Annotated in this window: 24 protein-coding genes; 14 read left to right on the forward strand and 10 right to left on the reverse strand. The window is 35.8% G+C overall.

The genetic code is table 11. The features are described 5' to 3' along the window. The first annotated feature begins 219 nt into the window (after window positions 1-219). Window positions 220-1,089 (forward strand): pirin family protein, encoded by an 870-nt coding sequence (locus ACAM30_RS03790; RefSeq protein WP_369617304.1) that lies wholly within the window; start codon window positions 220-222, stop codon window positions 1,087-1,089. 152 nt (window positions 1,090-1,241) lie between these two features. Here the strand turns inward: ACAM30_RS03790 and ACAM30_RS03795 are convergent, their stop codons facing one another. Beyond that, window positions 1,242-2,714: a S41 family peptidase gene (locus ACAM30_RS03795; RefSeq protein WP_369617305.1), complete on the reverse strand. Its 1,473-nt coding sequence runs from the start codon at window positions 2,712-2,714 to the stop codon at window positions 1,242-1,244. 163 nt (window positions 2,715-2,877) lie between these two features. Between ACAM30_RS03795 and ACAM30_RS03800 the strand changes: the two genes are divergently transcribed. From ACAM30_RS03800 to ACAM30_RS03825, 6 genes are all read left to right on the forward strand, one after another. Continuing rightward, window positions 2,878-3,387, forward strand: coding sequence for an RNA polymerase sigma factor (locus ACAM30_RS03800; RefSeq protein WP_202701435.1), 510 nt, complete (start codon window positions 2,878-2,880; stop codon window positions 3,385-3,387). Further along, entirely contained in the window at window positions 3,374-3,832 is a 459-nt protein-coding gene (locus ACAM30_RS03805; RefSeq protein WP_369617306.1) for a hypothetical protein, read from the forward strand. Before ACAM30_RS03800 ends, ACAM30_RS03805 begins: the two co-directional genes overlap by 14 nt. 16 nt (window positions 3,833-3,848) lie before the next feature. After that, window positions 3,849-4,376 carry a DUF4252 domain-containing protein gene (locus ACAM30_RS03810; protein WP_369617307.1) on the forward strand — a complete coding sequence of 176 codons (528 nt, stop codon included), beginning with the start codon at window positions 3,849-3,851 and terminating at the stop codon, window positions 4,374-4,376. A 1-nt stretch (window position 4,377) separates the two neighbouring features. Continuing rightward, window positions 4,378-4,917, forward strand: a complete 540-nt coding sequence (locus ACAM30_RS03815; RefSeq protein ID WP_369617308.1) for a DUF4252 domain-containing protein — start codon at window positions 4,378-4,380, stop codon at window positions 4,915-4,917. 162 nt (window positions 4,918-5,079) lie between these two features. Continuing rightward, a complete protein-coding gene (yiaA, locus tag ACAM30_RS03820) occupies window positions 5,080-5,478 on the forward strand; it encodes an inner membrane protein YiaA (protein WP_017498692.1) in 399 nt (132 codons plus the stop codon). Between the two features lie 241 nt (window positions 5,479-5,719). Further along, on the forward strand, window positions 5,720-6,847 hold the full coding sequence (locus ACAM30_RS03825) for a T9SS type A sorting domain-containing protein (protein WP_369617309.1): 1,128 nt from the start codon (window positions 5,720-5,722) through the stop codon (window positions 6,845-6,847). Window positions 6,848-6,909: 62 nt separating this feature from the next. Here the strand turns inward: ACAM30_RS03825 and carB are convergent, their stop codons facing one another. Both carB and rpmH read right to left on the reverse strand, forming a co-directional pair. Next, entirely contained in the window at window positions 6,910-9,765 is a 2,856-nt protein-coding gene (carB, locus tag ACAM30_RS03830; protein ID WP_369617310.1) for a carbamoyl-phosphate synthase large subunit, read from the reverse strand. Between the two features lie 148 nt (window positions 9,766-9,913). Continuing rightward, a complete protein-coding gene (gene rpmH / locus ACAM30_RS03835; RefSeq protein ID WP_008464848.1) occupies window positions 9,914-10,075 on the reverse strand; it encodes a 50S ribosomal protein L34 in 162 nt (53 codons plus the stop codon). Window positions 10,076-10,240: 165 nt separating this feature from the next. On the opposite strand from rpmH, the gene ACAM30_RS03840 reads away from it, so the two are divergent. Further along, window positions 10,241-10,756 carry a DUF2892 domain-containing protein gene (locus ACAM30_RS03840; protein ID WP_202701444.1) on the forward strand — a complete coding sequence of 172 codons (516 nt, stop codon included), beginning with the start codon at window positions 10,241-10,243 and terminating at the stop codon, window positions 10,754-10,756. A 200-nt stretch (window positions 10,757-10,956) separates the two neighbouring features. Here the strand turns inward: ACAM30_RS03840 and ACAM30_RS03845 are convergent, their stop codons facing one another. After that, the gene (locus ACAM30_RS03845) at window positions 10,957-11,616 is read right to left on the reverse strand and encodes an alpha/beta hydrolase (RefSeq protein WP_369617311.1); all 660 of its coding nucleotides are present in this window, start codon (window positions 11,614-11,616) and stop codon (window positions 10,957-10,959) included. Window positions 11,617-11,904: 288 nt separating this feature from the next. On the opposite strand from ACAM30_RS03845, the gene ACAM30_RS03850 reads away from it, so the two are divergent. After that, window positions 11,905-12,216 (forward strand): GNAT family N-acetyltransferase, encoded by a 312-nt coding sequence (locus tag ACAM30_RS03850; protein WP_369617312.1) that lies wholly within the window; start codon window positions 11,905-11,907, stop codon window positions 12,214-12,216. On the opposite strand, the gene ACAM30_RS03855 is transcribed toward ACAM30_RS03850, so the two are convergent. From ACAM30_RS03855 to ACAM30_RS03865, 3 genes are all read right to left on the reverse strand, one after another. Further along, window positions 12,213-13,643, reverse strand: a complete 1,431-nt coding sequence (locus ACAM30_RS03855; protein WP_369617313.1) for an anion permease — start codon at window positions 13,641-13,643, stop codon at window positions 12,213-12,215. The genes ACAM30_RS03850 and ACAM30_RS03855 overlap by 4 nt on opposite strands. A 20-nt stretch (window positions 13,644-13,663) precedes the next feature. After that, on the reverse strand, window positions 13,664-14,743 hold the full coding sequence (locus tag ACAM30_RS03860) for a porin (protein ID WP_369617314.1): 1,080 nt from the start codon (window positions 14,741-14,743) through the stop codon (window positions 13,664-13,666). A 98-nt stretch (window positions 14,744-14,841) separates the two neighbouring features. Then, window positions 14,842-15,990, reverse strand: coding sequence for a hypothetical protein (locus ACAM30_RS03865; protein WP_369617315.1), 1,149 nt, complete (start codon window positions 15,988-15,990; stop codon window positions 14,842-14,844). A 267-nt stretch (window positions 15,991-16,257) separates the two neighbouring features. On the opposite strand from ACAM30_RS03865, the gene ACAM30_RS03870 reads away from it, so the two are divergent. Genes ACAM30_RS03870 through ACAM30_RS03880 form a run of 3 tightly spaced genes read left to right on the forward strand, consistent with a single transcriptional unit; the run spans window position 16,258 to window position 19,766 of the window. Then, on the forward strand, window positions 16,258-17,640 hold the full coding sequence (locus ACAM30_RS03870) for a TolC family protein (protein ID WP_369617316.1): 1,383 nt from the start codon (window positions 16,258-16,260) through the stop codon (window positions 17,638-17,640). 12 nt (window positions 17,641-17,652) lie between these two features. Beyond that, window positions 17,653-18,606, forward strand: coding sequence for an HlyD family secretion protein (locus ACAM30_RS03875; protein ID WP_369617317.1), 954 nt, complete (start codon window positions 17,653-17,655; stop codon window positions 18,604-18,606). Between the two features lie 2 nt (window positions 18,607-18,608). Beyond that, on the forward strand, window positions 18,609-19,766 hold the full coding sequence (locus ACAM30_RS03880) for an ABC transporter permease (RefSeq protein WP_369617318.1): 1,158 nt from the start codon (window positions 18,609-18,611) through the stop codon (window positions 19,764-19,766). A 76-nt stretch (window positions 19,767-19,842) separates the two neighbouring features. On the opposite strand, the gene ACAM30_RS03885 is transcribed toward ACAM30_RS03880, so the two are convergent. The 3 genes from ACAM30_RS03885 to ACAM30_RS03895 form a co-directional block, all read right to left on the reverse strand. Continuing rightward, window positions 19,843-21,477 carry an ABC-F family ATP-binding cassette domain-containing protein gene (locus ACAM30_RS03885; protein ID WP_369617319.1) on the reverse strand — a complete coding sequence of 545 codons (1,635 nt, stop codon included), beginning with the start codon at window positions 21,475-21,477 and terminating at the stop codon, window positions 19,843-19,845. A 263-nt stretch (window positions 21,478-21,740) separates the two neighbouring features. Beyond that, a complete protein-coding gene (locus ACAM30_RS03890) occupies window positions 21,741-22,916 on the reverse strand; it encodes a GlmU family protein (RefSeq protein WP_369617320.1) in 1,176 nt (391 codons plus the stop codon). A gap of 201 nt (window positions 22,917-23,117) precedes the next feature. Further along, window positions 23,118-23,372 (reverse strand): type B 50S ribosomal protein L31, encoded by a 255-nt coding sequence (locus ACAM30_RS03895; RefSeq protein ID WP_008464817.1) that lies wholly within the window; start codon window positions 23,370-23,372, stop codon window positions 23,118-23,120. Between the two features lie 261 nt (window positions 23,373-23,633). Between ACAM30_RS03895 and ACAM30_RS03900 the strand changes: the two genes are divergently transcribed. Next, window positions 23,634-24,164, forward strand: coding sequence for a DUF4199 domain-containing protein (locus ACAM30_RS03900; RefSeq protein ID WP_369617321.1), 531 nt, complete (start codon window positions 23,634-23,636; stop codon window positions 24,162-24,164). A 7-nt stretch (window positions 24,165-24,171) separates the two neighbouring features. Next, window positions 24,172-25,128, forward strand: coding sequence for a glycosyltransferase family 2 protein (locus ACAM30_RS03905; protein WP_070907617.1), 957 nt, complete (start codon window positions 24,172-24,174; stop codon window positions 25,126-25,128). The last annotated feature ends 107 nt before the right edge of the window (window positions 25,129-25,235 follow it).

The following is a 25,235-nucleotide window of genomic DNA, read 5'->3' on the forward strand; positions in this document are numbered from 1 at the left end:
GTTATCAGAAAAGTAATTCAAGAATCTTATATTCCTTACAAATACGATATACCTTTCAGAAAGTTACAAAAAATAAATAGACAGGCATAGTGAGAAATAGACTTTTAGTTTCAAGAGCCTGCGAACAACCTCCTATGCTAATCGAATTTTACGCATAACGATTCCCCTTCGTAGCATCCGGAAGACACGAATCTAATTAAAAACAATAAAAAAGAAATTATGAACAGAAAAATAGAAAAAACGCTTACCCCAGAAACATTTGTTTGGGTAGGTGACGGATTTTATACCTCTTCATTTATAGGTACAGAAATCAGCAGACGAAGAATGAGCCCTTTTTTTGCCGTGGGATATAGCCCTGATTATGAATTTGAGCCCGGTGATCATCAAAGAGGTATTGGTCCACATCCGCATAAAGGTTTTGAAACTGTTACGATTGCCTACAAAGGAAAAATCGCACATCGCGACAGTCGGGGCAATCAGGGAATAATTGGTACCGGTGATGCACAATGGATGACAGCCGGGGCAGGTATTTTGCACGAAGAGTTTCATGAAAAAGAATTTTCTCAACAGGGAGGCACTTTTCAAATGGTGCAGATGTGGGTAAACCTGCCAGCAAAAGACAAGGAAACAACACCACATTATCAGGATTTAGCTTTCGACAAAATGACCCGGGTTACCCTTGAAAATAATGCCGGCTTTATTAATGTGATAGCTGGTGAGTACGAAGGACAAAAAGGAACTGCCACTACCTATTCTCCAATCCATTTATACAATACCTATTTGAATAAAGATGGTTATGCCGACTTTCGATTTTCCAATCAGTTCAATACCGCTCTTCTGGTTATAGAAGGTAGCATAAAAGTAAATGATACTGAAACATTGGCCACTGACAGTTTTGCCATGTTTGAAAATGATGGTGCCGAAAACTTTACGATCCAAGCTTTAGAAAACAACACAATTGTACTAGTAATGAGTGGTGAACCTTTAAACGAACCTATTGCTCATTACGGCCCCTTTTTAATGAACACGCAGGAACAATTGACAAAAGCTTTCGAAGAATACAAGTCCGGAAAATTTGGTACTTTATAAAACAAAGTATCAGTATTATCTTCGTAAAGTAAGTATACCAACAGAATAAAACTTCACTAAAAGGAATGAGCCCGATATAGATCGGGCTCATTCCTTTTGATAAATTATAAATTTGTTTAATTCTTAGATGTAATCAATAAGCTCCTCTCTTTTTATTTCAATGCTCGTAAAAGTCCTTCCGGAGCTTTTTCAAGATACATCTGATTTTTAATTCCGTCCATTGCTTTAGCATCTGTAAACGCTTTCAACGCTATTCCACTGTCATCCCCTGCTTTTTTCGCACTGATTCCTGTTATTTGAGATATTGCTACACTCAGCAAAGGTTCATTTGGATCTCCCAGAACTCCTAAATTCGTAATACGCTCTAATTTTTCATACGTTGGTTTCAAACCGTCTGTGTATTCTCCAAAATCAGATGCATTTACAATTTTTAAAACCAAAGGCTGCATCGCATATTTATGATTTGGATTACGGTTCGTTTTTCCAAAAGTCGGAGAATCATATAAAGTTACCGATCCCACATTTTTACCAACAGTAGTCTCTCCCACCTGAACTACAGAAATATAAGGTACCAAACCATTTATAACCAATTCACTTGCCGATGCTGTACCACTTGTGGTTATAATATAAACTTTAGTCATGTTCAGACTATTAATCGCAGCACCGTCCATTTTGTCAACAAATTTGTTAAGCAGCGACTCAGGGTCTTCACTTTGATAATATTCGTTGATTTTTGCATTCCATTTCTCTTTCGAAAAAACTTTGCCGGTAAACTGTCCGGTAATCATACTGGCTAAACGCGTTGAAGTTTGTATTGAGCCTCCTCCGTTATATCTTAAATCTAAAACCAAATCAGTAACCCCCTGCGCTTTTAGTTCTGCGAAAGCCGCATTAAGCTGTGCATCATAATTAGCATAAAAACCATTGTACATCAAATAACCTATTTTGCGGCTTCCGGATGTAATCACTTTATTGATAAAAACAGGATTTTCGTCTAAAGTTGTTTTTACTAATGCAACTGTTTTTCCGTTACTATCAAAACCAGTACCGTTAAAAGTAGCCATATTCAGTGTATAACTATCTGCCGCCAATAGCGACTGATAATTTGAAACCGTCAAAGAAGTTCCGTTAATACCGGTAAAAAGATCCCCTCTTTTGATGTCTTTTTTAGAAGCATCAGAATTCGGAATAATATAACGTACATAGCCCACTAAATCTGTAGTACTTCCCGGTTTGTAACTAAGTCTGAAGTCTACACCATTATTTTTAGAAGTTCCCTGAAGTTCCTGTTCTAAAACTGTATAATCGTCCACAATCCAGCTAAAACGATCAATTGCCTGACCTTTTGGAAATTTGCTTATAGGTTTGTTCAATAAATCCTGAAATAAATCCTCCGGTTTAGAATATCCTCTCAAAAAAGCATTTAATGCTTCCTGATTGCTAAAACGGTCATCTGCCAAAGTAGGAACATCAGCTTGCCATAAATAAAACTGATTCAGTCCTTTCCAAACAAAATCATTAACCTGCAACGAGGCCGGAGCCGCTACATCATCCTGATCTTCACAAGATTGCAAAGAAAAAGCAAGCAAAAATAATAACAGTACACTTCTTAATATTGTCTTCATATAGTAAATATCTATGTAGTAGTAACGTAAAAATACTATCTTTAGTTTTAACTCTAAGAATTTTATTGCTTTTTTTATTGTAAAAAAAATTTAATATCCCGTGTAACAAAAATAATAGTGTCTCGTCTTCACTATATAAGCTAACGAATAACCAACAAATTTTATGAATCAGAATGTGTTTATAGAATTAATAAATCCTTTCAAAGACAAAGTTTTTCGTCTGGCAAAAAGATTATTAACCAGCACCGAAGAGGCTGAAGATGCCACTCAGGAAGTTATGGTAAAGTTATGGAACAAAAAAGATACTCTGGACTCCTATAATAGTGTTGAAGCTGTTGCAATGACAATGACCAAAAATTATTGTCTGGATCAGTTGAAATCGAAAAGGGCCGGAAATCTTAAAATTGTACATAATAATTATACAGACCGGGAACCTCAACTGGACAAAAAACTGGAGGATTCGAATAGTTTAGAATGGGTTGAAAAAATTATAAGCCAATTACCTGAACAATTACAAATATTAATTCAGTTGCGGGATGTCGAGCAATATGAATTTGATGAAATTGCGAAAATTGTCAACATGAACGAAACGGCTATACGTGTAGCCCTTTCAAGAGCGAGAAAAAAAATAAGAGAATCAATGGTTAATACACACAGTTATGGAATTCAATAAAATAGAAGATATATTAGAAAAATACTTTCAGGGAGAAACCACGATTGCCGAAGAAAATCAATTAAAAGAATATTTTTCTTCACCGGATGTTGCGCAGCATTTGGAGCAATACAAACCAATGTTTGGTTATTTCTCTCAGGTAAAAGAACAGAAATCGACGCAGACGATCCCACTAAAAACTAAAAAACGAAATGTGGCGTGGTTATCGATTGCAGCTTCAGCTGTTGTTTTACTGGGAATTGGAACCTATTTCTATACGAGCGAAAAAAATGCAGCTCCGGTTACAGCTCAATCAGAACTAGGAACCTACGATGATCCGGAAGAAGCACTTGCAGCAACGCAAAAAGCTTTGGCCTTGTTATCAAATAATGTTAATGTAGGTATCGAAAGTGTACAATACATTAAAGAATACGAACATTCAAAAAACAAAATTTTTAAACAGTAATTAAATCTCAATCAAAATGAAAAATTTCATCATAACACTAGTTTTAGCATTCATTAGCCACACTTTTTATGCTCAGGGAGCATTTGATAAATATGATGGTCAGGACGATGTAACCTCAGTAATCGTAAACAAAAAAATGTTTGATTTAATGAGCAAGGTAAAGGCCGATACTTCTGATAAAGAAACACAACAGTACATTAATCTGATTAAAAAATTAGACTACTTAAAAGTGTTTACCACTAAAAACCCTAAAATTGAAGCTGATATGAAAGCTTCTGCAGACAAATATGTAAAAACTGCCGGTTTAGAGGAACTTATGAGAGTAAACGATGGCGGTAAAAATGTTAGAATCCTAATCAAATCCGGATCAAGTGATACACAGGTAAAAGAATTGCTTATGTACATCGACGGAGCTAAGGGCAGTGAAACTGTATTACTGTCTCTTATTGGTAACTTTGACTTAAACGAAATCTCAGTACTGACAGACAAGATGCAGCTTCCTGGTGGTTCTGACTTAAAAAAAGCTTCTAAAGGCAGAAAATAAGATGAAAGCAACCGTTATTACCTCAGCCCTGTTAGTTTTACTGACTTTAGTAAGTTGTAATTCTACCCCTTCATTGCAGAAGTATTTTGTTGAGAACACAGACAACAAAGATTTTATTGCACTTGACATTTCATCATCGATTCTAAATGTAGAGAAAGCAAAATTATCTGCAGAGCAAAATGAAGCTTTAAAATCATTCGATAAAATGAATATTCTGGCTTTCAAAGAAACGTCTAAAAATCAGGCACAATTTGAAACAGAACGCAGCAAACTGAAAGAGATCCTAAAAAATCCAAAATATCAGGAATTAATGAAGGTCGGTTCAGGTAAAGACGGAGCATCGATAAGTTATGTAGGAGCTGACGACAACATCGAAGAATTTGTGGTTTTTGCCAACAAAAAAGAAAGTGGTTTTGTAGTAGTGCGCGTGTTAGGAAAAAACATGAACCCTAATAACATTATGACCTTGATGTCGGTTATGAAACAATCCAATATTAATATGGATCAATTAAAACCTTTGCAGCAATTAATGAAACCATAACATCTTACTTTATATTAAAACAAGAGAGCTCCGTAATCCGGGGCTTTTTTTATTTAACATTTTTAGAAGATTATACTGAATAATATCGCTTGCGTTTGTTTTGAGATGACCCGAATTTATTTATATTTGTTTATCAACCAAAACAAAATTATTAAACTAAGTATGGTACAAAAAACATCGAATGCCTTTATAGCGGCATCATGGGTAGCTCTTGGAGCAGGAACAGTTGGATTTATAGTAGGACTTGCAAGAGCCGAAATGCTTTTAAACGAAAAAGGATATTATTTCACCGTTTTAATGTTTGGCCTTTTTGCCGTTGTCTCCTTACAAAAAAGTGTGAGAGACAGACTGGAAAAACTTCCGGTAACCGATATGTATTATGGAATCTGCTGGTTCGGAACTCTTTTATCTATTGTATTACTAATCGTTGGCCTATGGAATGCTACGATCTTACCAAGTGAAAAAGGTTTTTATGCTTTTGCTTTTTTATTGGCTCTTTTTGGAGCTATTTCGGTACAAAAAAACACGAGAGACAATATGGCGTACTCTTCAAATGAATAATATTTTAACTAGAATTAATCAAAAACAACTTCCAAAATTAACCATAAAAAGCTTCTTAATTGAAGCTTTTTTTTGTGGTTAAAATTATTTACAACATCTTTTACTATTGTTTCACTAAACAATTTCAGCTACCAGATAAATCCGTTTTCTTGCCGGAAATTACATCATTACCTCCATTTATTACAAATAAATAAAAGATTATTCCTGATAAAACTATTTTTATAAGTAAATACTTTCTTTTATGAAAAAAATTCTCCTCTTAGCATTATTATCAGCCTTTGGCCTTAATGCACAAACCGTCTCAGATTATTCGACATTTCGTCAAGATGTATACCCCATCCCATATGGTCTTGTGTTTGATTCAACTGGAAACTTATATGTTGCTAATAATGATTATAATAATTCTTTAGGAATTACCAAAATAACTCCAAATCTGGTTCAAAGTACTTTTATTTTATTAAAAAAATTTCCTAGGCAAATAGCTCTTGATACTAACAAAAATTTTTGGGTAATCAGTCGTACTAGTAATGGTTATAAAACTTTTTCAGGTGAAAACGAAGTTACAAAAATAACCCCTGACGGCGATGTAACAAGTTATACTACTCCTGCAGACATATGGGGAATTGCTATCGATGCAACGGGAAACGTTTTTTATTCAGAAAGGACCGGGAAAATTCAAAAAATAAGTACAACAGGAGAAATTAGCACCTTTTTTTCAGATCCTGCTACTCTTAAATCCCCATCAGGATTAACTTTTGATAAGGCCGGAAATTTATTCGTTATTGATGAAGGTGATGGTAATAATCCCCTTAGAAAAATAAATCCAGCCGGTGTCCTTACAAAAATTCCTGCGACTTTTGAAAATACATCACAAATAAAAGGAAATGGATACCTCTCTTTTGCTTCAAATGGCGACTTATACATTTCTGCAATTACAAATGATTATAAGGCTAAAATTTTTCGTTTACCTGCTGCTGATGTAAGTGATAAGCCAATACTATTTTACGATTTTTCTTATGGTAGCATTAATGGAATAACTATTTACAATGGAAATCTTTATGCAAGTTTATATGTAAACGCCGAAAGTAAAGTAGTAAAAATAACAGATAAAATTCTGGGAGTTGAAAACGCAACCAAATCTATTACCAAAGACATTATAGTCTACCCAAATCCTGCAATCGACTATTTGTCTATTGACAGTAAAAACGAAGTTGTTGAATCAATCCAATTATTCGACCTTACCGGACACCTACTTAAAAGCTACAAACCTTTTGAAGTCAAAGAGGATAAAATCGCTTTACCGGCTTTAACTTCCGGAAATTATATTTTAAAAATTAACAATACTTCTAAAAAGATTATAATCAATTAATATACCTATTAAACTAAAAAAAAGCTCCATAACTGGAGCTTTTTTTATAGTAAGACTTGAGATTATTTACTCAGGTACATTTTTCTTCTGGAATACAATTCGTAGAACTGATCGTCTTTTAAGTCATCAATAAACAAGATACTCTCTCCTGTCGATTTCATTTCAGGTCCTAATGCTTTGTTTACATTGTGGAATTTACTGAAGGAGAAGACCGGTTGTTTAATCGCGTATCCTTTCAACTGTGGATTAAAATCAAAATCAGTTACTTTATTGTGCCCTAACATTACTTTTGTAGCATAGTTCACATAAGGTTCACCATACGCTTTAGCAATAAACGGTACTGTTCTGGAAGCTCTTGGATTGGCTTCGATAATGTAAACAGTATCGTCTTTTATCGCAAACTGAATATTGATCAGACCCACTGTTTTTAAAGCTCTGGCAATTTTCTTCGTGTGATCTTTGATTTGCTGCATTACGAATTCTCCTAAGTTAAAAGGAGGTAATGTAGCATTACTGTCTCCGGAGTGAACTCCACAAGGTTCGATATGCTCCATAATTCCGATAATGTAAACGTTTCCGTCTGCATCACAAATCGCATCCGCTTCCGCTTCAATTGCTCCGGCCAAATAGTGGTCTAAAAGCAGTTTATTTCCTGGAATAGTTTTCAATAAATTGATCACATGCTCCTCTAACTCTTTCTTGTTGATTACGATTTTCATTCCCTGACCTCCTAATACATAAGAAGGACGAATTAATAGTGGGAAATCCAACTGATCTGCCAGTGCAGAAGCTTCGTCAGCAGTTTCTGCAATTCCGAATTGTGGGAAAGGAATGTGTAATTCTCTCAACAAATCTGAGAATCTTCCTCTGTCTTCGGCTAAATCAAGTGCATCAAAACTGGTTCCGATGATTTTTACACCGTATTTAGATAATTTTTCAGCCAGTTTCAAAGCAGTCTGCCCGCCTAACTGTACGATAACACCTTCCGGTTTCTCATGCTGAATGATGTCGTAAATATGCTCCCAGAAAACCGGTTCGAAGTATAATTTATCCGCCGTGTCAAAATCAGTTGAAACCGTTTCAGGATTACAGTTGATCATGATGGTTTCGTAACCGCATTCTTTCGCAGCTAAAACTCCGTGCACACAAGAATAATCAAACTCGATTCCTTGTCCGATTCTGTTTGGTCCTGAACCTAAAACGATGATTTTCTTTTTCTCTGTTACGATACTTTCGTTATCTACATAACGCTCACCGTTTGCTTTTTCAATTTCTGCCTCAAAAGTCGAGTAGTAATAAGGTGTTTTAGCTTTAAACTCCGCCGCACAAGTATCTACCAGTTTAAACACGCGGTTGATATTCTGGTCCATACGCAAAGTATGTACTTCACTTTCCAGACAATTCATCATATGAGCAATTTGTCTGTCAGCGAAACCTTTTTGTTTGGCTTCAAGCAAAAGCTCTTTCGGAAGAGTCGCTACTTTATAATTTGAAATTTCTTTCTCTAAAGTATAAAGCTCTTCGTATTGTTTCAGGAACCACATATCGATTTTTGTGATTTCATGAATACGGCTCAATGGGATTCCCATTGCAATTGCATCATAAATTACGAAAACACGATCCCAACTTGCATAAGTCAGTTTTTCGATAATCTGCTCGTAGTTTTTATATCCTTTTCCGTCAGCACCTAAACCATTTCTTTTAATTTCTAAAGACTGGGTAGCTTTGTGTAATGCTTCCTGGAACGAACGTCCGATTCCCATTACCTCTCCAACAGATTTCATCTGAAGTCCTAGAGTTCTGTCGGCACCTTCAAATTTATCGAAGTTCCAACGTGGTATTTTTACGATTACATAATCTAAAGTTGGTTCAAAAAGAGCCGAAGTTGATTTTGTAATCTGATTTTGTAATTCGTCTAAGTTGTATCCTAAAGCCAGTTTAGAAGCGATTTTAGCAATTGGGTATCCTGTTGCTTTTGATGCTAAAGCTGATGAACGCGACACACGAGGATTGATCTCGATCGCTACTATATCTTCTTTTTCGTCCGGTGAAACTGCGAATTGTACGTTACAGCCTCCTGCAAAATTTCCGATACTACGCATCATCAGGATTGCATAGTCACGTAATTTTTGGAATGTTGTATCTGATAATGTCATCGCCGGTGCCACTGTAATCGAATCTCCGGTATGAATTCCCATTGGGTCCATATTTTCAATTGAACAGATGATCACAACGTTATCATTTTTATCTCTTAAAAGCTCTAACTCGTATTCTTTCCATCCCATTAAAGCTTTATCAATTAAAACCTCATGTATTGGAGAAGCCTCAAGACCTCTGGTTAAAAGCTCATCAAAATCTTCTTTTTTATAAACTACCGCAGCTCCGGTTCCTCCAAGAGTAAAAGAAGGACGAATTACTAACGGAAAACCAAACTCCTGTGCAATTTCTTTACCTTCTAAATAAGAAGTAGCCGTTTTTGCAGGTGCTGTTGGTACATTTATTCTTTCTAAAAGCTGCTTGAACTGCTCTCTGTCTTCTGTAATATTAATTGCATTAACGTCAACTCCAATTAATTTCACTCCGAAATCCTGCCAAATTCCTTTTTCTTCAGCTTCCAAACACAAATTCAGTGCAGTCTGTCCTCCCATTGTAGGCAAAACAGCATCAATTTGTGGATGTTCTTTCAGAATTTCAATAATCGATTTTGTAGTTAATGGCTTCAGGTAAATATGATCGGCCATACTTGGATCGGTCATAATTGTCGCTGGATTCGAGTTTATCAAGATAACTTCAATCCCTTCTTCACGAATAGAACGTGCAGATTGAGAACCTGCATAGTCAAATTCGCAAGCTTGGCCAATAACAATAGGTCCTGACCCTATTATTAAAACTGATTTTATTGATGTGTCTTTAGGCATTTTATTTGTATTGTGTAGTTATTATAAAAGTACTTTAAAAAACATTCGTAGTGTATTCTAAACTAGAACGTTGCGGATTTTTTTACCGACAAGGTATAAAAAAAGGCGATACTAAAAAAGTAACGCCTTATTTATGTTTATAGAAACATTATTTCTTGTGTCTAGGTTCGCTAGAAACAGTTAATTTATGTCTTCCTTTAGCTCTTCTACGCGCCAGAACTTTTCTTCCATTCGCTGAAGCCATTCTGTCCATAAATCCGTGCTTATTTCTTCTTTTTCTTTTCGATGGTTGAAATGTTCTTTTGCTCATTGTTTTGTATCTTTAAAATGGTATCTAATATCTTTTTCTGTTTTTGAATATCATTATTCCAAAACCGAGTGCAAATATACAAAGACTTTTTTTTCTGGCAAGTAGTTTTATAAAAATATTTTTAATTCCTTTTGCTATCTTTGCAATCACAAATTTACAATAATTATGTTTCACAAAAATATTAAACTTATTTTAGCCGGACTTCTTGTAGTCGCTGGTATTTGGCAATTTACAGAGAGCAACATCGGGAATGGTATTTTCCTTATATTATTAACTGCAATTCCAATTTTTCTTTACTTCAAAAACGAATTTATCCTTTTGGCTTTCCTTAAATTAAGAAAACAGGACTTTGAAGGAGCTAAAAAATGGCTTGCCTATATCAAAAACCCGGAAGCAGCCTTAGTAAGAAAGCAACAAGGATACTTCAATTACCTGCACGGTATCATGTTATCTCAAACCAATATCAATCTGGCTGAGAAACATTTCAAAAAAGCAATCGAACTTGGATTATCAATGGATATGGATCTTGCCGTTGCAAAATTAAACCTTGCCGGAGTTGCCATGTCACGCAGGAGAAAACTTGAAGCGACTAATTTATTAAACGAAGCTAAAAAATTAGACAAACAGGGAATGCTAAAAGAGCAAATCTCAATGATGAAAGAGCAAATGAAAAAAATCTAATTTTTCAAATTCCAATATTGGAAATTCCAAATCCCAAATTCGACAAGAGTTTGGGATTTTTTTTATTTCTGGGTAAAGTGTAAGATGTGAGATGTGAAATGTGAGATGGAAGCTTAATTTATGATTAAATGAGCCATCCGTATGCCTCGGTATGACAAGATCAGGTATACTTGGAATTTGGATTTTTTACAATTTGGGTTTTAAGACTCCAATATAATCGCAGGCAGATTTTCATTCAGCCATTTGTATTTGTTAAGAATCATAATATGTGTTCCTCCTTTGACTACAATACAGCTGTTAATATACTTTATAGGAAAAACATCATCCTGATCTCCGTGAATATGAATCACTTTAGGATCGATTTCACTTCTGTTCCATAAAATAATCGATTCGACAGCCCATTGCAAATAATTGAGATCCCGTACCGCAAGAAACTTTTCATACAACTTAATACGTTTGTTTACTTTTTCTCCAAAAGAATATTTCGCCAGATTTTCGATATTCAAAATTAACTTCATCGGAATAAGCTTATAGGCTTTTGTTGTTTTTCCGATTTTCATTCGCCTTGGAAATTCTTTATTACTTCTTACACTCGAAATAATAATTACTTTACGGGCGTTAATATGTCTGGCTATTTCCTGAACTAAAACTCCTCCGAATGAAACCCCTACCAAAACCGGATTCTCATGCTTAATATTTTTAGAAATTCGAAGAGCATAATCTGATAACAATTCTTTTGGCTGCGGAATTTCCCATTCCAGCAAACACATTTCAAAAACAGATTCGTCTAAACTGATTCTCTCAAAAATAGCGGGACTTGCCGCAAGGCCGGGCATAAAGTATACTGGAATTTTACTCATTTGATTACAAGAGAATTTAAGGTTACCGCTTTTTTTAAGCTAAAATTACTTTTTTTAGCAATATCCAATACAAATCTCACACCATAAATTACTCCCCTAACGAAACAAAAGCAGCAAACATGCGCAATTCAGAACTATTCTAAGGGATTAAAAAATAATTTTATATTGAAAATCAATTGATTAACTTTGCAATCCCGTTAACTTATATCGAAACATTTTTTCCACAATGTTCTTTATAAAGTTACCAAATGTTCTTTTCTATTATTTTTTTAATTCAATCCCCAAAACATGACAAATATGGAACACATTGAAACTATGGAAATCAAAGACAATACTTTTGCAAGACAATTTGAAACCATAGTCCCTGAAGGCTTACTTTCTGTGGAGTATTCTTTTCAGGAAAAGAAAATTTTCTTAACCAAAATCAATACCCCTGAAGGCTTTGACAATCAAAGCACGATCGACGCTTTACTAAAAGGTATCATGGAAGTGGTTAGTGAAAAGAAATTCCGAATAATGCCTATCCACCCAAAAATTGTATTGTTTATTAAAAAAAATCCGGAATATAAAGAATTACTTCCTCCGGGAATCCGTATTTAGAAATCACCAATTAATCGGAGCCATAAGCCTCCTATTACCATATAAATAAAGAGCATAACCAAACCGGTTATCAAACCTTTGACCCACCAGCTTTTCAGGTCGACATAACCGCTTCCGAAGAAAACTGGTGCCGGCCCGTGTCCGTAATGGGTTAACGTTCCGTAAAGAGAGCCCACAAACCCCAGCATAAAAGCCAATAACAAGCCCGGAATTCCAAGCGAAATTCCAACACCTAATAATGCAGCATACATAGCAGCCACGTGAGCTGTTGCACTTGCAAAAAGGTAATGACTAAAAAAGTATACTAATACAATAATAGGAAATGCCATTTGCCAGCTCAAACCTCCTATTTCAGCTTTTACCACATCGCTAAACCAACCAATAAATCCAAGTTCATTAAGCGAGCTTGCCATCATCACCAAGACCGAGAACCACACTATGGTATCCCAGGCTCCTTTTTCGGCTTTTACATCATCCCAGGTTAAAACTGAAGTCAATAATAAAATAACCAATCCAATAAAAGCGGTAGTTGTGGCATCAATAGAAAACAGATCGCCGGTCATCCAAAGAAACAACAGGATAAAAAAGGTCAACAGCATCATCCATTCGTTACGGGTGATTGCTCCCATTTCTTTTAGTTTCTGAGCTGCAATTTGCGGAGCATCTCCCGTTTTTTTCAGTTCAGGCGGATAAATCCTGTACAGTACTAAAGGAATTACAAAAAAAGCTACCAGACCCGGAACTATCGCTGCTGTTGCCCACGAAATCCAGCTTATTTTAATTCCCAAATTCAGTGCAAACTTCTGGCACATCGGGTTACTTGCCGTTCCTGTTAAAAACATTGATGATGCAATCAGATTTGCATTATAACTGCTCAGGGTAAGATACGATCCTAATTTTCGGTGTGTTTCGGGTTGATCCGGCATCGAACCAAAGCTCATCGACATTGATTTCATAATAGGATAAATAATCCCTCCTCCTCTTGCTGTATTACTTGGTACTGCCGGAGCCAAAACTAAATCAGCAAGCCCAAGTCCATAAGCAAGTCCAAGCGAACTCTTCCCGAATATCCTGATAAACAAAAACGCAATTCTGTTCCCCAAACCTGTTTTTATAAATCCTCTCGCAATAAAAAACGAAATTCCGATAAGCCAAATTACTTTATCTCCAAACCCTTTCAAAGCCAGAGTGATTGATTTTCCGGCATCTCCGGGAGCCAGTACCTGTGTAAAAGCAGTTAATGCAATCGCAATCATACACATAGTCCCCATGGGAGCTGCTTTTAAAATGATTCCAAGAATGGTTGCCACAAAAATCGCAAACAAATACCAGGCTTCTGCAACAACACCTTCCGGTGCCGGAATAAACCAAATTGCAAGTCCAACAGCGAGGGTAATCAGGGTTTGAGGTATTTGTACTTCTTTCATAAAAGAGAAATTAAATTGTGTTATAGACGAAGTTGTAACTGAAGCAGGAATAAATTATCATTATAGAATGTGGTATCCGGAATATTTTTGTCGAAACGATCAATTTCAAATCCCAATTCTATTCGTCCTGTATAAGCTTTTCCAAACTCCAGACTCAACATAGGTGTATACGTTTGACGTACATTTGAATTGACTTTATAGTTATTATCAAATGATTCAAAACGACAGGATAGTTCCAGTGAAGTCAATTTTTTATAATCGACCAGATATCTCAAGTTAGGTAAAAAATAAATTCCCCGCATTTGATAATCGTCAACATTTGGCGTTCTGGCATCTGCAGGTAAGGAAAAATACAAATTATGATTGGTTCCCTGCTTGTATTCAATCTGTAAATCAAAAGTCAGTCTGTCAGTAAGCTTAAAATCACTGGTAATATCAATCCCTAAAGCGAAAACTTTCTGATTGGATCTTTTCCCGATTCCGCCATTTAGCCCCAGATTGATCTTGTGTTCTTTAGACAGACCAAAACCCCATCTGGTCGTGTACAATTTTCCATTATCGTTATCCATTTCCTGATTTTTCCCGTTACCATTTAAAACAGAAACTGCATAGTTAACAGGAATCTTTCCAATATCAAATGCTCCCGTCGCCGAAGCTCCGATTTGAAAACTCGTCCATCCGTTTTTACCAAACTCATAGTACTGATTGGAAAAATCAAATGACTTTATAATATCAACAGGTACCAGCTCTTCTATACCGAATGCAGGACGAAACTGCCCTCCTGTTAAGACTAAATATTTGCTAAAAGTATATTTCCCGTAGGCATTTTCCAGCACTTTAGATTTTGGATCAGATTTAAAATCGGCAAGATTTACCAGAATTACGACTTCTGTAGCTTCGCTTAATTTGGTATTGAGCCCAACACGCATTCTTTTAATATCAAAGGAGCTTTGTGTTACTTGACCTGTAGAATGATGAGCTCCCAAAACATCAACATTTTTACCAGTACTTTCCAAATAACGCGCTTGAAAAAGCCCTTTTAACTGAAATTGTGGGTATTTAACATCACTTTCCTTATCAGCGGCTGTTTGCGCATTCATAAAAAATGACATTATAAAGAAAAAAATAATTTTTAGTAGTAGAGTTTTATTCATAAATGCTGTAAATCAGAAATTAGTCTAATATTTATAATTTAACTTTACCTTCTATTGGCACCAGAACCCCGATTGGAATTTGGTGGCGCTGCTGTACTTCTATTACCTGCCGGTCGGGTCGCAGGACGTGTTATCGGTCGGGTCGTTGGTCTTGTAGTTGGATTTGTTGGCCGATTCACGGGCTGAGATGGTCTCGTCACTGGTCGGGTTGATGGATTTGTTGGGGTCACCGGCCGCGTTGTTGGTCTCGTCGCTGACGGATTTGTCGGGCGTGTTACCGGTCTTGTTGACGGATTGACGGGACGGGTGGTAACGGGTCTCGTTGGTCTTGTATTGGTAACCGGAGCAGGTCTCTTATAATCCCTTCCGTTGTAAGTTGTATTGTAACGGCCGCTGGTTCTATAATTTCGAACTACAGTAGACGAATTCCTTCTGGTTGTATAATTGTTATAATATCGCTCGTTTCTTATAATGATAGTCCTTCTATAATAAGGATTTCTATAATAATGTCCATGATATCCCCAATAATCATGATAATAAACCGGACGCCACGGACGCCAATAAGGAGGATAATATCCCCAATACCAAGGAGATCGATACACTACATATACAGGAGAAAACAAATATAATACTACCGGCCACACGTTTATGTTTGTTGTCACATAACCCGGATTACCGGCTGTTGTATTATAATTATTGACTGTGTTATTATTTACAATTACGGGAGCATCTCCTTTATATCCGGGATTAGGTGTTCCGGCTGTAGTATCTGAAGGTTCTACAATATAATTTTTGCCGTACAAATCCTTATCTCCTATGATCTGAACATGTACGTTATTCTTTTTATCCTTATCCACCTCAATAACAGCAACGTCCTGCTTTTCTTTGCTGTTTACCGCTACCTGAAGTACAATCACATGCGTATTCCCTTTCTTTTGACTTTCGATTTCGATATAATCAATCTCGCCGTCATTATTCAAGTCCAGATTATTTACCTTACTATCCTGTTCATTTAAGACTTTTTCAAATTCTTCTAAAGTTTTTGATTTCTGAAAAACATCTAAAACAGCGTACAAATTAAGATTATCTCCAGGCAAACCCAGAGCAACCGGTTCGTTATCATTTTGTGAAAACAACGAAAAACTAAACAAATGAGTTAGCAAAACCGTCAAAAACAAAAGACCTCTTTTCATGTTAAAAATAAGTTAATTTAAAAACACATCTACTAAGATATGAAAAAACGGACAAACTTCAACACAACATTGTAACTTTCTGTTAACCAAGTATAAATTACTAAAAAAGTTTCAATCACTGTTTGCTTTTTAATCGCTTTAACCTATATAATGTAAGACTTATATTCTTAACTTTGTAACAATCGCTCTTTCGATTCCCTCCCATCTCCTGTACTGTCTTACAAAACCTGTTTCATGATTTGTCCAATAACAGAAATAAAAATTGCAATGAAAAAACACTTATTCCATTTTCTATTTTTTCTTTCTCTCCACTCTGTACAAAGTCAGATTGCAGTTTCTTCAACTCTGGAAGAAGCCATTCAGAAGGCTATTGAAAAAAGCACTTCTTTAAAAAATAAAGATTTAGATATTGAAAAATTAAATCTTCAGGAGAAAGGCATCTGGAACAAATACATTCCAACCGTTGAAGCCAGTGCATTATATTCTTATTTTGATAACAAACTTACAGTCGATCTTCCTACAGCTACCATTCCGATTGTAAACTATCCTTTGTTTGACGGAAAAACCGCTTTTAAAAATTACGGCAACATTTTTACAGGAAGTGTCATGGCCAAAACCGTTTTATTCAGCGGCATGCAAATTCCAAACGGAGCGAAAGCCATCGAAGAGAAAACAAAAGGAACCATATTTTTAAAAGAATCCGAAAAAGATGCCATCACAAAAGAGGTCATCAACACTTTTGATCAACTGGAACTACTAAAAGTAGTAGACAAACTCATTAAAGAAAGCGAAAACCGACTGGACACGGAAACCAAACGTGTTACAAAAGCAATTGAACAAGGACTTGCTATTCCGTATGACCGGGATAAGATCAAACTAGCGGCACTGGAACTTTCCTCCAAAAAAATTGAACTGGATGGAAAACGAAAACTGATTTATAAAAAAATTCAATATTTAACCGGTTATTCAATTAGCGAAATAGATCAAGTTCAATATACCTTAACTCCTTATCTGATCACTGACGAGAAATTGAGTACACAAAACAAGCAGGAAATAAAAGCTTTGGAATCTTTCAAATCGGCTTATGAATATTTATTAAAGAAGGAAAAAGGAACTTACTTACCCACGCTCGGAGCCTTTGGAGGTGTATCTTATTCAAGTTTGTTCAATGCTAATGCTACAACTCCCATTGTTACAGGAATCAATCAGGCCCTATATTTAGGTCTCAATGAACTGACCATAAGTCAGAACTGGATTGTGGGAGCCGCTATGAAATGGGAAGTCTTTTCCGGTTTTGAAAGAAAGCACAAAGTTCACGAAGCGAAGATTAATATTGAACAGGTCCAAAATCAAATTGATGATACAAAAGAAAAACTGGAACTGCTTCTTGAAAAAAATCTTGTCGATTATACCGTACTAACTCAAAAAATAGACATCACTCAACAACAGGAAAAAGTCGCCAGTAATAATTTGAATCTGGCTATAAAACAATACAAAGAAGGTCTCATCAACATATCGGAACGGCTTGAAGCAGAAAACGATTCTTATAAAGCGGCAGTTAATAAAACCACCACTTTAATCGAGCAGAGACTTGCCGCTATTGAAACCATAATTGCCACTGGCGATCTGTCGAAAAAAATATCCAAATAAAAGTTCTGTTTTATGAAAAAAGCAATCCTTAGCACCGCAATCATTTTTCTTTTCACAGCCTGTCAAAAGACAGAAAAAGGAAATTTAATTCAGGGAAAAATCGAAAAAGAACAAATTGCCGTTGTTAGTAAAATTCCGGGCAAGATTTTAAAAATATTGGTCAAAGAAGGTGATTTGGTTCAAAAAGGAGACACACTCGCTGTTCTGGATATTCCCGAAGTAGACGCTAAAAAAAGTCAGGCAGAAGGAGCTGTGGTCTCCGCAAAAGCCCAATACAAAATGGCCGTAAAAGGGGCCACAGAAAACCAGATCAAGCAATTGGAAGCTAAAAAAACGGGACTGAAAGAACAATATGAATTTGCTCAAAAATCAATCAGACGACTGACCAGCATGCTTAAAGATTCTCTCGTATCACAGCAAACTTATGATGAAACTTTTGCTAAATACCAAGGCGCACAAGCACAATACAATGCTGTTGTCGCAGAATTAGACGATGCCAAAAAAGGAGCCCGAATCGAACAGCAAACCATGGCACTCGGACAACAGGACCGGGCACTTGGAGCTTTACAGGAAGTAGAAACTGCCAACAAAGAACGTTATATCATTGCACCACAAAATATGAGTATCGAAACTATCACCTTAAATTTGGGAGAACTGGCCCTGCCCGGTTATACTTTATTCAATGGGTATATCGATAACAGTATTTATTTTCGTTTTACGATTCCCGAAAACCAATTAGGAAATTTTAAAAAAGGACAGGAAATTACGGTTCATGTTCCTTATAAAAAAGAGGACATTAAAGGAAAAATTTCAACGATAAAACAACTGGGAGCCTATGGAAATATTGCTACAGCCTATCCTGACTATGAAATGCAGGAAAGCTTGTTCGAAATAAAAATAACCCCTATTAATGTTGAACAAACCAAGGATCTGATTACGAAAACAACTGTCACCTTATCTCATTAACTATGCAAAATTTCTTTTCATTGCTTAAACGGGAATTTCAATTGTTCTGGAAAAACAAAGTCCTGAGAATTCTTTTTATCGGTGCACCAATTTTATACGGTGTTTTATTAGGTTATGTTTACGGAAAGGGCAAAGTGACCGACTTACCTATTCTTGTAGTCGATCAGGACCGTTCTGAACTAAGCTCAAAAGCCATTCAGATGTTTGAAGATAATGAAGTACTATCCGTTTCATCTGTCTTATACGATCAAAACAATCTTTCTCAACTTGCCATACAAAAAGATGCCACTTGTGTTGTTATCATTCCGAAAGATTTTGAGAAAATGACGCTCACTAAAAAATATCCTGAAATTACGACTATCGTTAACACCTCGAACGTACTCACTGCTAACTATGCCTCAACAGCCATACAAATTTGTCTGGGTACTCTAAAGGCTGGCGTTCAGATCGAAACCTTAAGAAAACAAGGTGTTCCGGAAAACTTGCTTGCCTCACAATACGAACCTTTCAAAACTACGTTTATCAAAAAATACAACCGAAGTACCAATTATATGTACTTTCTTTGGCCGGGGGTTCTCGCTACTGTTCTGCAACAGGTTTTACTCCTGGGACTAGCCCTTTCTTTTGCATCAGAATTTGAAAATGGAACTTTTAAAGAACTTGTAAAAAAATGCCCTTCTGTTCTGAAAATGCTGGCAGTAAAAATAATCCCCTACCTGATCATGAGCTTTGGAGTCTGGATCATTTACTGGCTTTTCACTTTGTGGTTCCGACTTCCCTTTTACGAAAACTTAGCCGCTCTTACTTTTATTGCCGGAATTTTTGTTCTGGCGGCTTCTTTCATCGGAATTCTGGTCAGCATCGTAGTTCCGAATCAGTTAAAAGCAACCGAGATTTTAATGGTAATAGCCACACCAAGCTTTATCCTAAGCGGTTTTACCTGGCCACTAAGTCAGATGCCACAAGCCATACAAGCCATTGCCAATATAATTCCGCTCACCCATTTTTTAAAAGCTTTCAGAATATTAATTATAGAGAATGGTACATTTTCACAAACCACAGCCTCAATCCGCAACATGATCATCATCGGACTCATATGTGGCATAGCTTCCTATATTGCCTTATACTTTAAAAAGAAAGAAGCACTTAAAGAAATTTAGTTCCTTCACTAGGAGACATAAAAAAAGCACAGAAAATTCAATTTCTGTGCTTTTGTATCTTAAGCGTAAACGAAAATTACTTTTCAATTTCTCGCATAGAATCCATTTTCTTATGTGCCAGGAATCCAGCAACATCTTCAAAGTGTTCTTTTACACGTTTGTTTCCAAACTCAAATACCTTAGTTGCCAAGCCGTCAAGGAAGTCACGGTCGTGAGAAACTAAAATTAAAGTTCCGTCAAAATCACGTAAGGCATCTTTAATAATATCTTTGGTTTTCATGTCCAGGTGATTCGAAGGCTCATCCAGTATCAATAAGTTTACCGGTTCCAACAATAATTTAATCATTGCCAGACGAGTTTTTTCTCCTCCTGAAAGTACTTTTACCTTTTTGGTAATATCATCTCCCTGAAACATAAACGCTCCCAGAATATTTTTAATCTGAGTACGGATATCTCCTACCGCAATAGCATCAATCGTTTCAAAAATAGTAGCATTTTCATCTAGTAATGATGCCTGATTTTGTGCAAAATATCCAATTTGCGCGTTATGTCCAATCTCAACACTTCCGGAATCAACACCAATTTCTTTCATGATCGCTTTGATCATAGTCGATTTTCCTTCTCCATTTTTCCCCACAAATGCTACTTTCTGACCGCGTTCGATTACGATATTAGCATCTTTAAACACCACGTGATCTCCGTAAGTCTTAGACATTTCTTTTACAATAACAGGGTATTGTCCGGAACGTGCCGCTGGCGGGAATTTCAAACGTAATGCAGAAGTATCTACTTCATCCACCTGAACAATTTCAAGTTTCTCCAGCATTTTTACACGAGACTGAACTGCGTCTGTTTTCGAGAATGTTCCTTTAAAACGCTCAATAAAAGCTCTGTTATCAGCAATCATTTTTTGCTGCTCATCGTATGCTTTTTGCTGGTGTATACGACGGTCTTTTCTCAATTCTAAATAATGAGAATATTTTGCTTTGTAATCGTAAATCCTTCCCATCGTCACTTCAATAGTACGATTGGTGATATTATCTACGAATGCTCTATCGTGCGAAATCACAACTACTGCTTTTGCCGAATTAACCAAAAACTCTTCCAACCATTGAATACTTTCAATATCCATGTGATTGGTTGGCTCATCCAGTAAAATCAAATCCGGTTTTTGAAGAAGAATTTTAGCCAATTCGATACGCATTCTCCATCCTCCTGAAAATTCAGATGTCTGACGCGTAAAATCTTCGCGTTCAAAACCTAAACCTGTTAATATTTTTTCAACTTCAGCTTCGTAGTTTACCTCTTCAATTGCATAATATTTCTCGCTTAAGTCTGAAACTCTCTCGATTAACTTCATGTAAGCATCACTTTCATAATCGGTACGAACGGTTAATTGCTCATTGATTTCATCGATTTCAGCTTTCATTTTAAAAATTTCTCCAAAAGCCTTAGAAGCTTCTTCCATTACAGTTGAGCCGTCTTTCGTTAACAAGTGCTGCGGCAGATAAGCCACAACAGCATCTTTCGGAGTCGAAACACTTCCGGTAGAAGGTTTGCTTTGACCGGCAATTATTTTTAAAAGTGTCGATTTTCCCGCACCATTTTTACCCATAAGGGCAATTTTATCATTTTCATTGATAGCAAAAGAAACATCGCTAAATAATGTAGTTCCACCAAACTGAACCGAAATATCGTTAACTGTAATCATTATCTTCTGTGAATTTGTTTAATCGGTTAATCGTTTATTTGATAACCCATTTTTTTCGTGGTGCAAAGATAGATTAATTAGATAATTAGGCAATTAGATTGTTGGATTTTTAGACTTCTTAGACTATTAGACCTTTGGTTTCTCCAATTTCAAATTAAAAGAAAAGCTTCGCAGAGTATAAATCTGCGAAGCTTTTAAATAAATTATCTTATAGTCATAAAATCTAAACATTCTAAAGATCTAAAAATCCAAGAAGTCTAAATTTAATCTTTCCTCCATTTTTTAGTTTCTTCAAAAATGTGTTCTAAAATTGAAGCCTCTGTTGCATCAAATTCAATATTTCGACGTCCCATAACTAATTTCGCTGTTTCAAAAGCTTTTTTAGTCACATAAGTGGTAAAACCAGCTGCCCCGCCCCAGGAAAAACTTGGAACAAAATTGCGTGGAAAACCGCTTCCGAAGATATTAGCACTTACTCCAACTACCGTTCCGGTGTTGAACATGGTATTGATACCACATTTACTGTGATCTCCCATCATTAACCCACAAAACTGAAGTCCGGTTTTCGCAAACCCCTCGGTTTCGTAGCTCCATAATTTTACTTCTTCGTAGTTGTTCTTCAGGTTCGAATTGTTACTGTCGGCACCAATGTTACACCATTCACCCAAAACAGAATCTCCTAAAAACCCGTCATGACCTTTGTTAGAATTCGCAAAAAGCACCGAATTCTTCACTTCTCCGCCAATTCTTGATCCCGGACCCACTGTTGTTGCTCCGTAAACTTTAGCATTTAGTTTTACCTGTGCATTCTCGCATAAAGCAAAAGGTCCGCGAATTACGGTTCCTTCCATAATTTCTGCATTCTTACCTATATATATTGGTCCATTAGAAGCATTCAATGTTACGAACTCTAATTTTGCGCCTTCTTCCAGAAATATGTTTTCAGAAGCAATAACGTTTACACTTTTTGGGATTGGCTGCGATTTTCTGTCTTCGGTCAAATACTGAAAATCTTCACGGATCGCAGCATCGTTTTTAGAAAAAATATCCCAGGTATGTTCTACGGTCAGACAAGCATCATTGTATTGAATGATTTCATACGAATCAAAATCAACTTCTTCCTGATTTTCATTGGTAAAAAAAGCAATTACATCATCCCCTTTAAAAATAGCCTGATTAGTCGTCAAATTCGAAACCATCTCAGCAAGTGTATCATTTGGCAAATACGCTGCATTGATCATTACATTTTCCTCCATTTCTACCATCGGAAATTTTTCCGACAAATAGTCTTCGGTAATCGTAGTTATAGTCGAACCTAAACGTGCTTCCCATTTCTGGCGAATCGTCATAATTCCAATTAATATGTCGGCAACAGGTCGTGTAAAAGTAAAAGGTAATAATGCATTCCGGACGGGACCGTCAAAAAGAATGTAATTCATAAATAATTAAATTTGATACTTGTTAAAATCTTGATTTGGTTATCGGGATCAAAGTTACAAATATTTATGTGTTCCGTTAAATATGTTTTTTCTGATAACCGCGAATTCACGAATTATTTTTCTATAACTCTTCCTTAAATAAAATTATTCCATAAAAAAAGCCTCCCGAATGGAAGGCTTTTGTATGATTTTAAACCGCTATTATTTTTTAGCGTGTTTTGCATATTTAGTTTTGAATTTATCAATACGTCCTGCAGTATCGATAAGTTTAGATTTACCAGTATAAAATGGGTGAGATGTTCTAGAAATCTCCATTTTTACAACTGGATACTCAACTCCGTCAACTTCAATTGTTTCTTTTGTATCTGCAGTAGATTTAGTGATAAAAACTTCGTCATTTGACATGTCTTTAAATGCAACTAATCTGTAATTTTCTGGGTGAATTCCTTTTTTCATCTTTTTATTTTATTTATTGTTTAGAGCATTTTTATTTTGAAGCTTTTCCATGGTTAGAAAAAGGTGTAAACAACAATACTCTTTTTTGTTTAAAACTTTTAATTATTTTTAAGTGCGCAAATTTACAACTTTTTTCGAATTAACAAATCTTTTAATCAATATTTTTAACGAGTCGGCGATTTGCATTAAAATTTTTAATATCTATCTGCTGTGTACTCGTAATTACTATATTTGTGGATTAATTTTAAAACATATAGAAATATGATCAATGAAGTTATTAAAAAGAATGGAATTACTTACGGTGTAATGATTGGAATTGCATCTGCATTATTTACTGCTACGATATACGCGATTGATCTAAATCTGTTCACAGCCTGGTGGATGGGTATCATCGGTATTGTAATCAGTCTGACAATCAGCATTGTTTTACTTTCTAAAACCAAGAAAGAATTAAAAGGAGTTTTCCCTTTCAAAGATGCTTTTACCACTTACTTTATAGCTGCAGTAATTGGAGTTCTAATTTCTACCTTATTTAATATTGTTTTATTTAATGTTATTGATCCGGGCGCAAAAGATACTTTAAACGAAATCATGATCAAATATACTGCTAACATGATGCAAAAATTTGGAGCTCCGGCTTCAGCAATTAATGAGGCTATTACCAAAATGAAAGACAGCAGTCCTTATTCGACTTTTGAATTATTAAAAGGATCTGTTTTTGCAATCGTTATCAGTGCCATTTTTGGATTAATTTTCGCAGCATTTTTTAAAAGCAAAACTACACAAGAATAAAAAATAAATGAATTTATCTATACTTATACCGCTTCTTAATGAGGAGGAATCACTAAAAGAACTCTATTCGTGGATTATTAAAGTGATGCAATCTAACAATTACTCTTATGAAATCATTTTTGTGGATGATGGAAGTACGGATGATTCTTGGAATATTATTGAAAGTTTCTCTAACGAAAATCCGAATGTCAAAGGAATTCGTTTTATGAAAAACTTCGGAAAATCGCAGGCTCTGCATGCCGGTTTTGCCAAAGCACAAGGAGATGTTATCATCACCATGGATGCTGATTTACAAGATAGCCCGGACGAAATTCCGGGTTTATATGAAATGATCACAGTTCAGAAATTTGATTTGGTTTCAGGATGGAAAAAGAAACGCTACGATTCTGTAGTAGCTAAAAACCTTCCTTCAAAACTATTCAACTGGGCCGCCAGAAAAACTTCAGGTGTCGAGTTAAATGATTTCAACTGCGGATTAAAAGCTTATAAAAATGCAGTAGTTAAAAACGTTGAAGTTTCGGGCGAAATGCACCGTTACATTCCGGTTTTGGCTAAAAATGCCGGTTTTAATAAAATCGGAGAAAAAGTGGTTATTCATCAGGCCCGCAAATATGGAGAAACTAAATTTGGAATGGAACGTTTTATAAACGGCTTTCTGGATTTAATTACCATTTGGTTCTTGTCCCGATTCGGGAAAAGACCTATGCACTTGTTTGGTGCCATTGGATCTTTGATGTTTATCATTGGTTTTTTACTGGCGGGTTATATCGGAATTTCAAAATTATACCATATGTATAATGGAATGAAATACAGCCTAATCACCAATAATCCATGGTTTTTCATTGCTTTGACTACCATGATACTGGGAACACAATTGTTTCTGGCAGGTTTTCTGGGTGAAATTATCCTGAGAACCAAAAATAACGAAGCTCGTTATAAAGTAGCCCGAGAGGTTAATTTTTAACGTAAAACCCTAGCCCCGATAGCAGTGAAAATCCTTTTTCTTTTTCCTTTAAAAAGAAAAAGATTGAAACGAATAGCGGGAATAAGCTCTATAAAAAACTTATTATT

Origin of the sequence: Flavobacterium sp. CFS9, assembly GCF_041154745.1 — a bacterium.
Lineage (GTDB): Bacteria > Bacteroidota > Bacteroidia > Flavobacteriales > Flavobacteriaceae > Flavobacterium.

What these genes read in the sequence shown, in the direction of transcription:
- rpmH (WP_008464848.1), bottom strand. Translation starts at nt 10,075, where the DNA reads ATGAGCAAAAGAACATTTCAACCATCGAAAAGAAAAAGAAGAAATAAG.
- ACAM30_RS03800 (WP_202701435.1), top strand. Translation starts at nt 2,878, where the DNA reads ATGAATCAGAATGTGTTTATAGAATTAATAAATCCTTTCAAAGACAAA.
- ACAM30_RS03815 (WP_369617308.1), top strand. Translation starts at nt 4,378, where the DNA reads ATGAAAGCAACCGTTATTACCTCAGCCCTGTTAGTTTTACTGACTTTA.
- ACAM30_RS03885 (WP_369617319.1), bottom strand. Translation starts at nt 21,477, where the DNA reads ATGATTACAGTTAACGATATTTCGGTTCAGTTTGGTGGAACTACATTA.
- ACAM30_RS03850 (WP_369617312.1), top strand. Translation starts at nt 11,905, where the DNA reads ATGACAAATATGGAACACATTGAAACTATGGAAATCAAAGACAATACT.
- ACAM30_RS03855 (WP_369617313.1), bottom strand. Translation starts at nt 13,643, where the DNA reads ATGAAAGAAGTACAAATACCTCAAACCCTGATTACCCTCGCTGTTGGA.
- carB (WP_369617310.1), bottom strand. Translation starts at nt 9,765, where the DNA reads ATGCCTAAAGACACATCAATAAAATCAGTTTTAATAATAGGGTCAGGA.
- ACAM30_RS03795 (WP_369617305.1), bottom strand. Translation starts at nt 2,714, where the DNA reads ATGAAGACAATATTAAGAAGTGTACTGTTATTATTTTTGCTTGCTTTT.
- ACAM30_RS03810 (WP_369617307.1), top strand. Translation starts at nt 3,849, where the DNA reads ATGAAAAATTTCATCATAACACTAGTTTTAGCATTCATTAGCCACACT.
- ACAM30_RS03875 (WP_369617317.1), top strand. Translation starts at nt 17,653, where the DNA reads ATGAAAAAAGCAATCCTTAGCACCGCAATCATTTTTCTTTTCACAGCC.
- ACAM30_RS03840 (WP_202701444.1), top strand. Translation starts at nt 10,241, where the DNA reads ATGTTTCACAAAAATATTAAACTTATTTTAGCCGGACTTCTTGTAGTC.
- ACAM30_RS03805 (WP_369617306.1), top strand. Translation starts at nt 3,374, where the DNA reads ATGGAATTCAATAAAATAGAAGATATATTAGAAAAATACTTTCAGGGA.
- ACAM30_RS03790 (WP_369617304.1), top strand. Translation starts at nt 220, where the DNA reads ATGAACAGAAAAATAGAAAAAACGCTTACCCCAGAAACATTTGTTTGG.
- ACAM30_RS03900 (WP_369617321.1), top strand. Translation starts at nt 23,634, where the DNA reads ATGATCAATGAAGTTATTAAAAAGAATGGAATTACTTACGGTGTAATG.
- yiaA (WP_017498692.1), top strand. Translation starts at nt 5,080, where the DNA reads ATGGTACAAAAAACATCGAATGCCTTTATAGCGGCATCATGGGTAGCT.
- ACAM30_RS03905 (WP_070907617.1), top strand. Translation starts at nt 24,172, where the DNA reads ATGAATTTATCTATACTTATACCGCTTCTTAATGAGGAGGAATCACTA.
- ACAM30_RS03865 (WP_369617315.1), bottom strand. Translation starts at nt 15,990, where the DNA reads ATGAAAAGAGGTCTTTTGTTTTTGACGGTTTTGCTAACTCATTTGTTT.
- ACAM30_RS03880 (WP_369617318.1), top strand. Translation starts at nt 18,609, where the DNA reads ATGCAAAATTTCTTTTCATTGCTTAAACGGGAATTTCAATTGTTCTGG.
- ACAM30_RS03845 (WP_369617311.1), bottom strand. Translation starts at nt 11,616, where the DNA reads ATGAGTAAAATTCCAGTATACTTTATGCCCGGCCTTGCGGCAAGTCCC.
- ACAM30_RS03870 (WP_369617316.1), top strand. Translation starts at nt 16,258, where the DNA reads ATGAAAAAACACTTATTCCATTTTCTATTTTTTCTTTCTCTCCACTCT.
- ACAM30_RS03825 (WP_369617309.1), top strand. Translation starts at nt 5,720, where the DNA reads ATGAAAAAAATTCTCCTCTTAGCATTATTATCAGCCTTTGGCCTTAAT.
- ACAM30_RS03895 (WP_008464817.1), bottom strand. Translation starts at nt 23,372, where the DNA reads ATGAAAAAAGGAATTCACCCAGAAAATTACAGATTAGTTGCATTTAAA.
- ACAM30_RS03860 (WP_369617314.1), bottom strand. Translation starts at nt 14,743, where the DNA reads ATGAATGCGCAAACAGCCGCTGATAAGGAAAGTGATGTTAAATACCCA.
- ACAM30_RS03890 (WP_369617320.1), bottom strand. Translation starts at nt 22,916, where the DNA reads ATGAATTACATTCTTTTTGACGGTCCCGTCCGGAATGCATTATTACCT.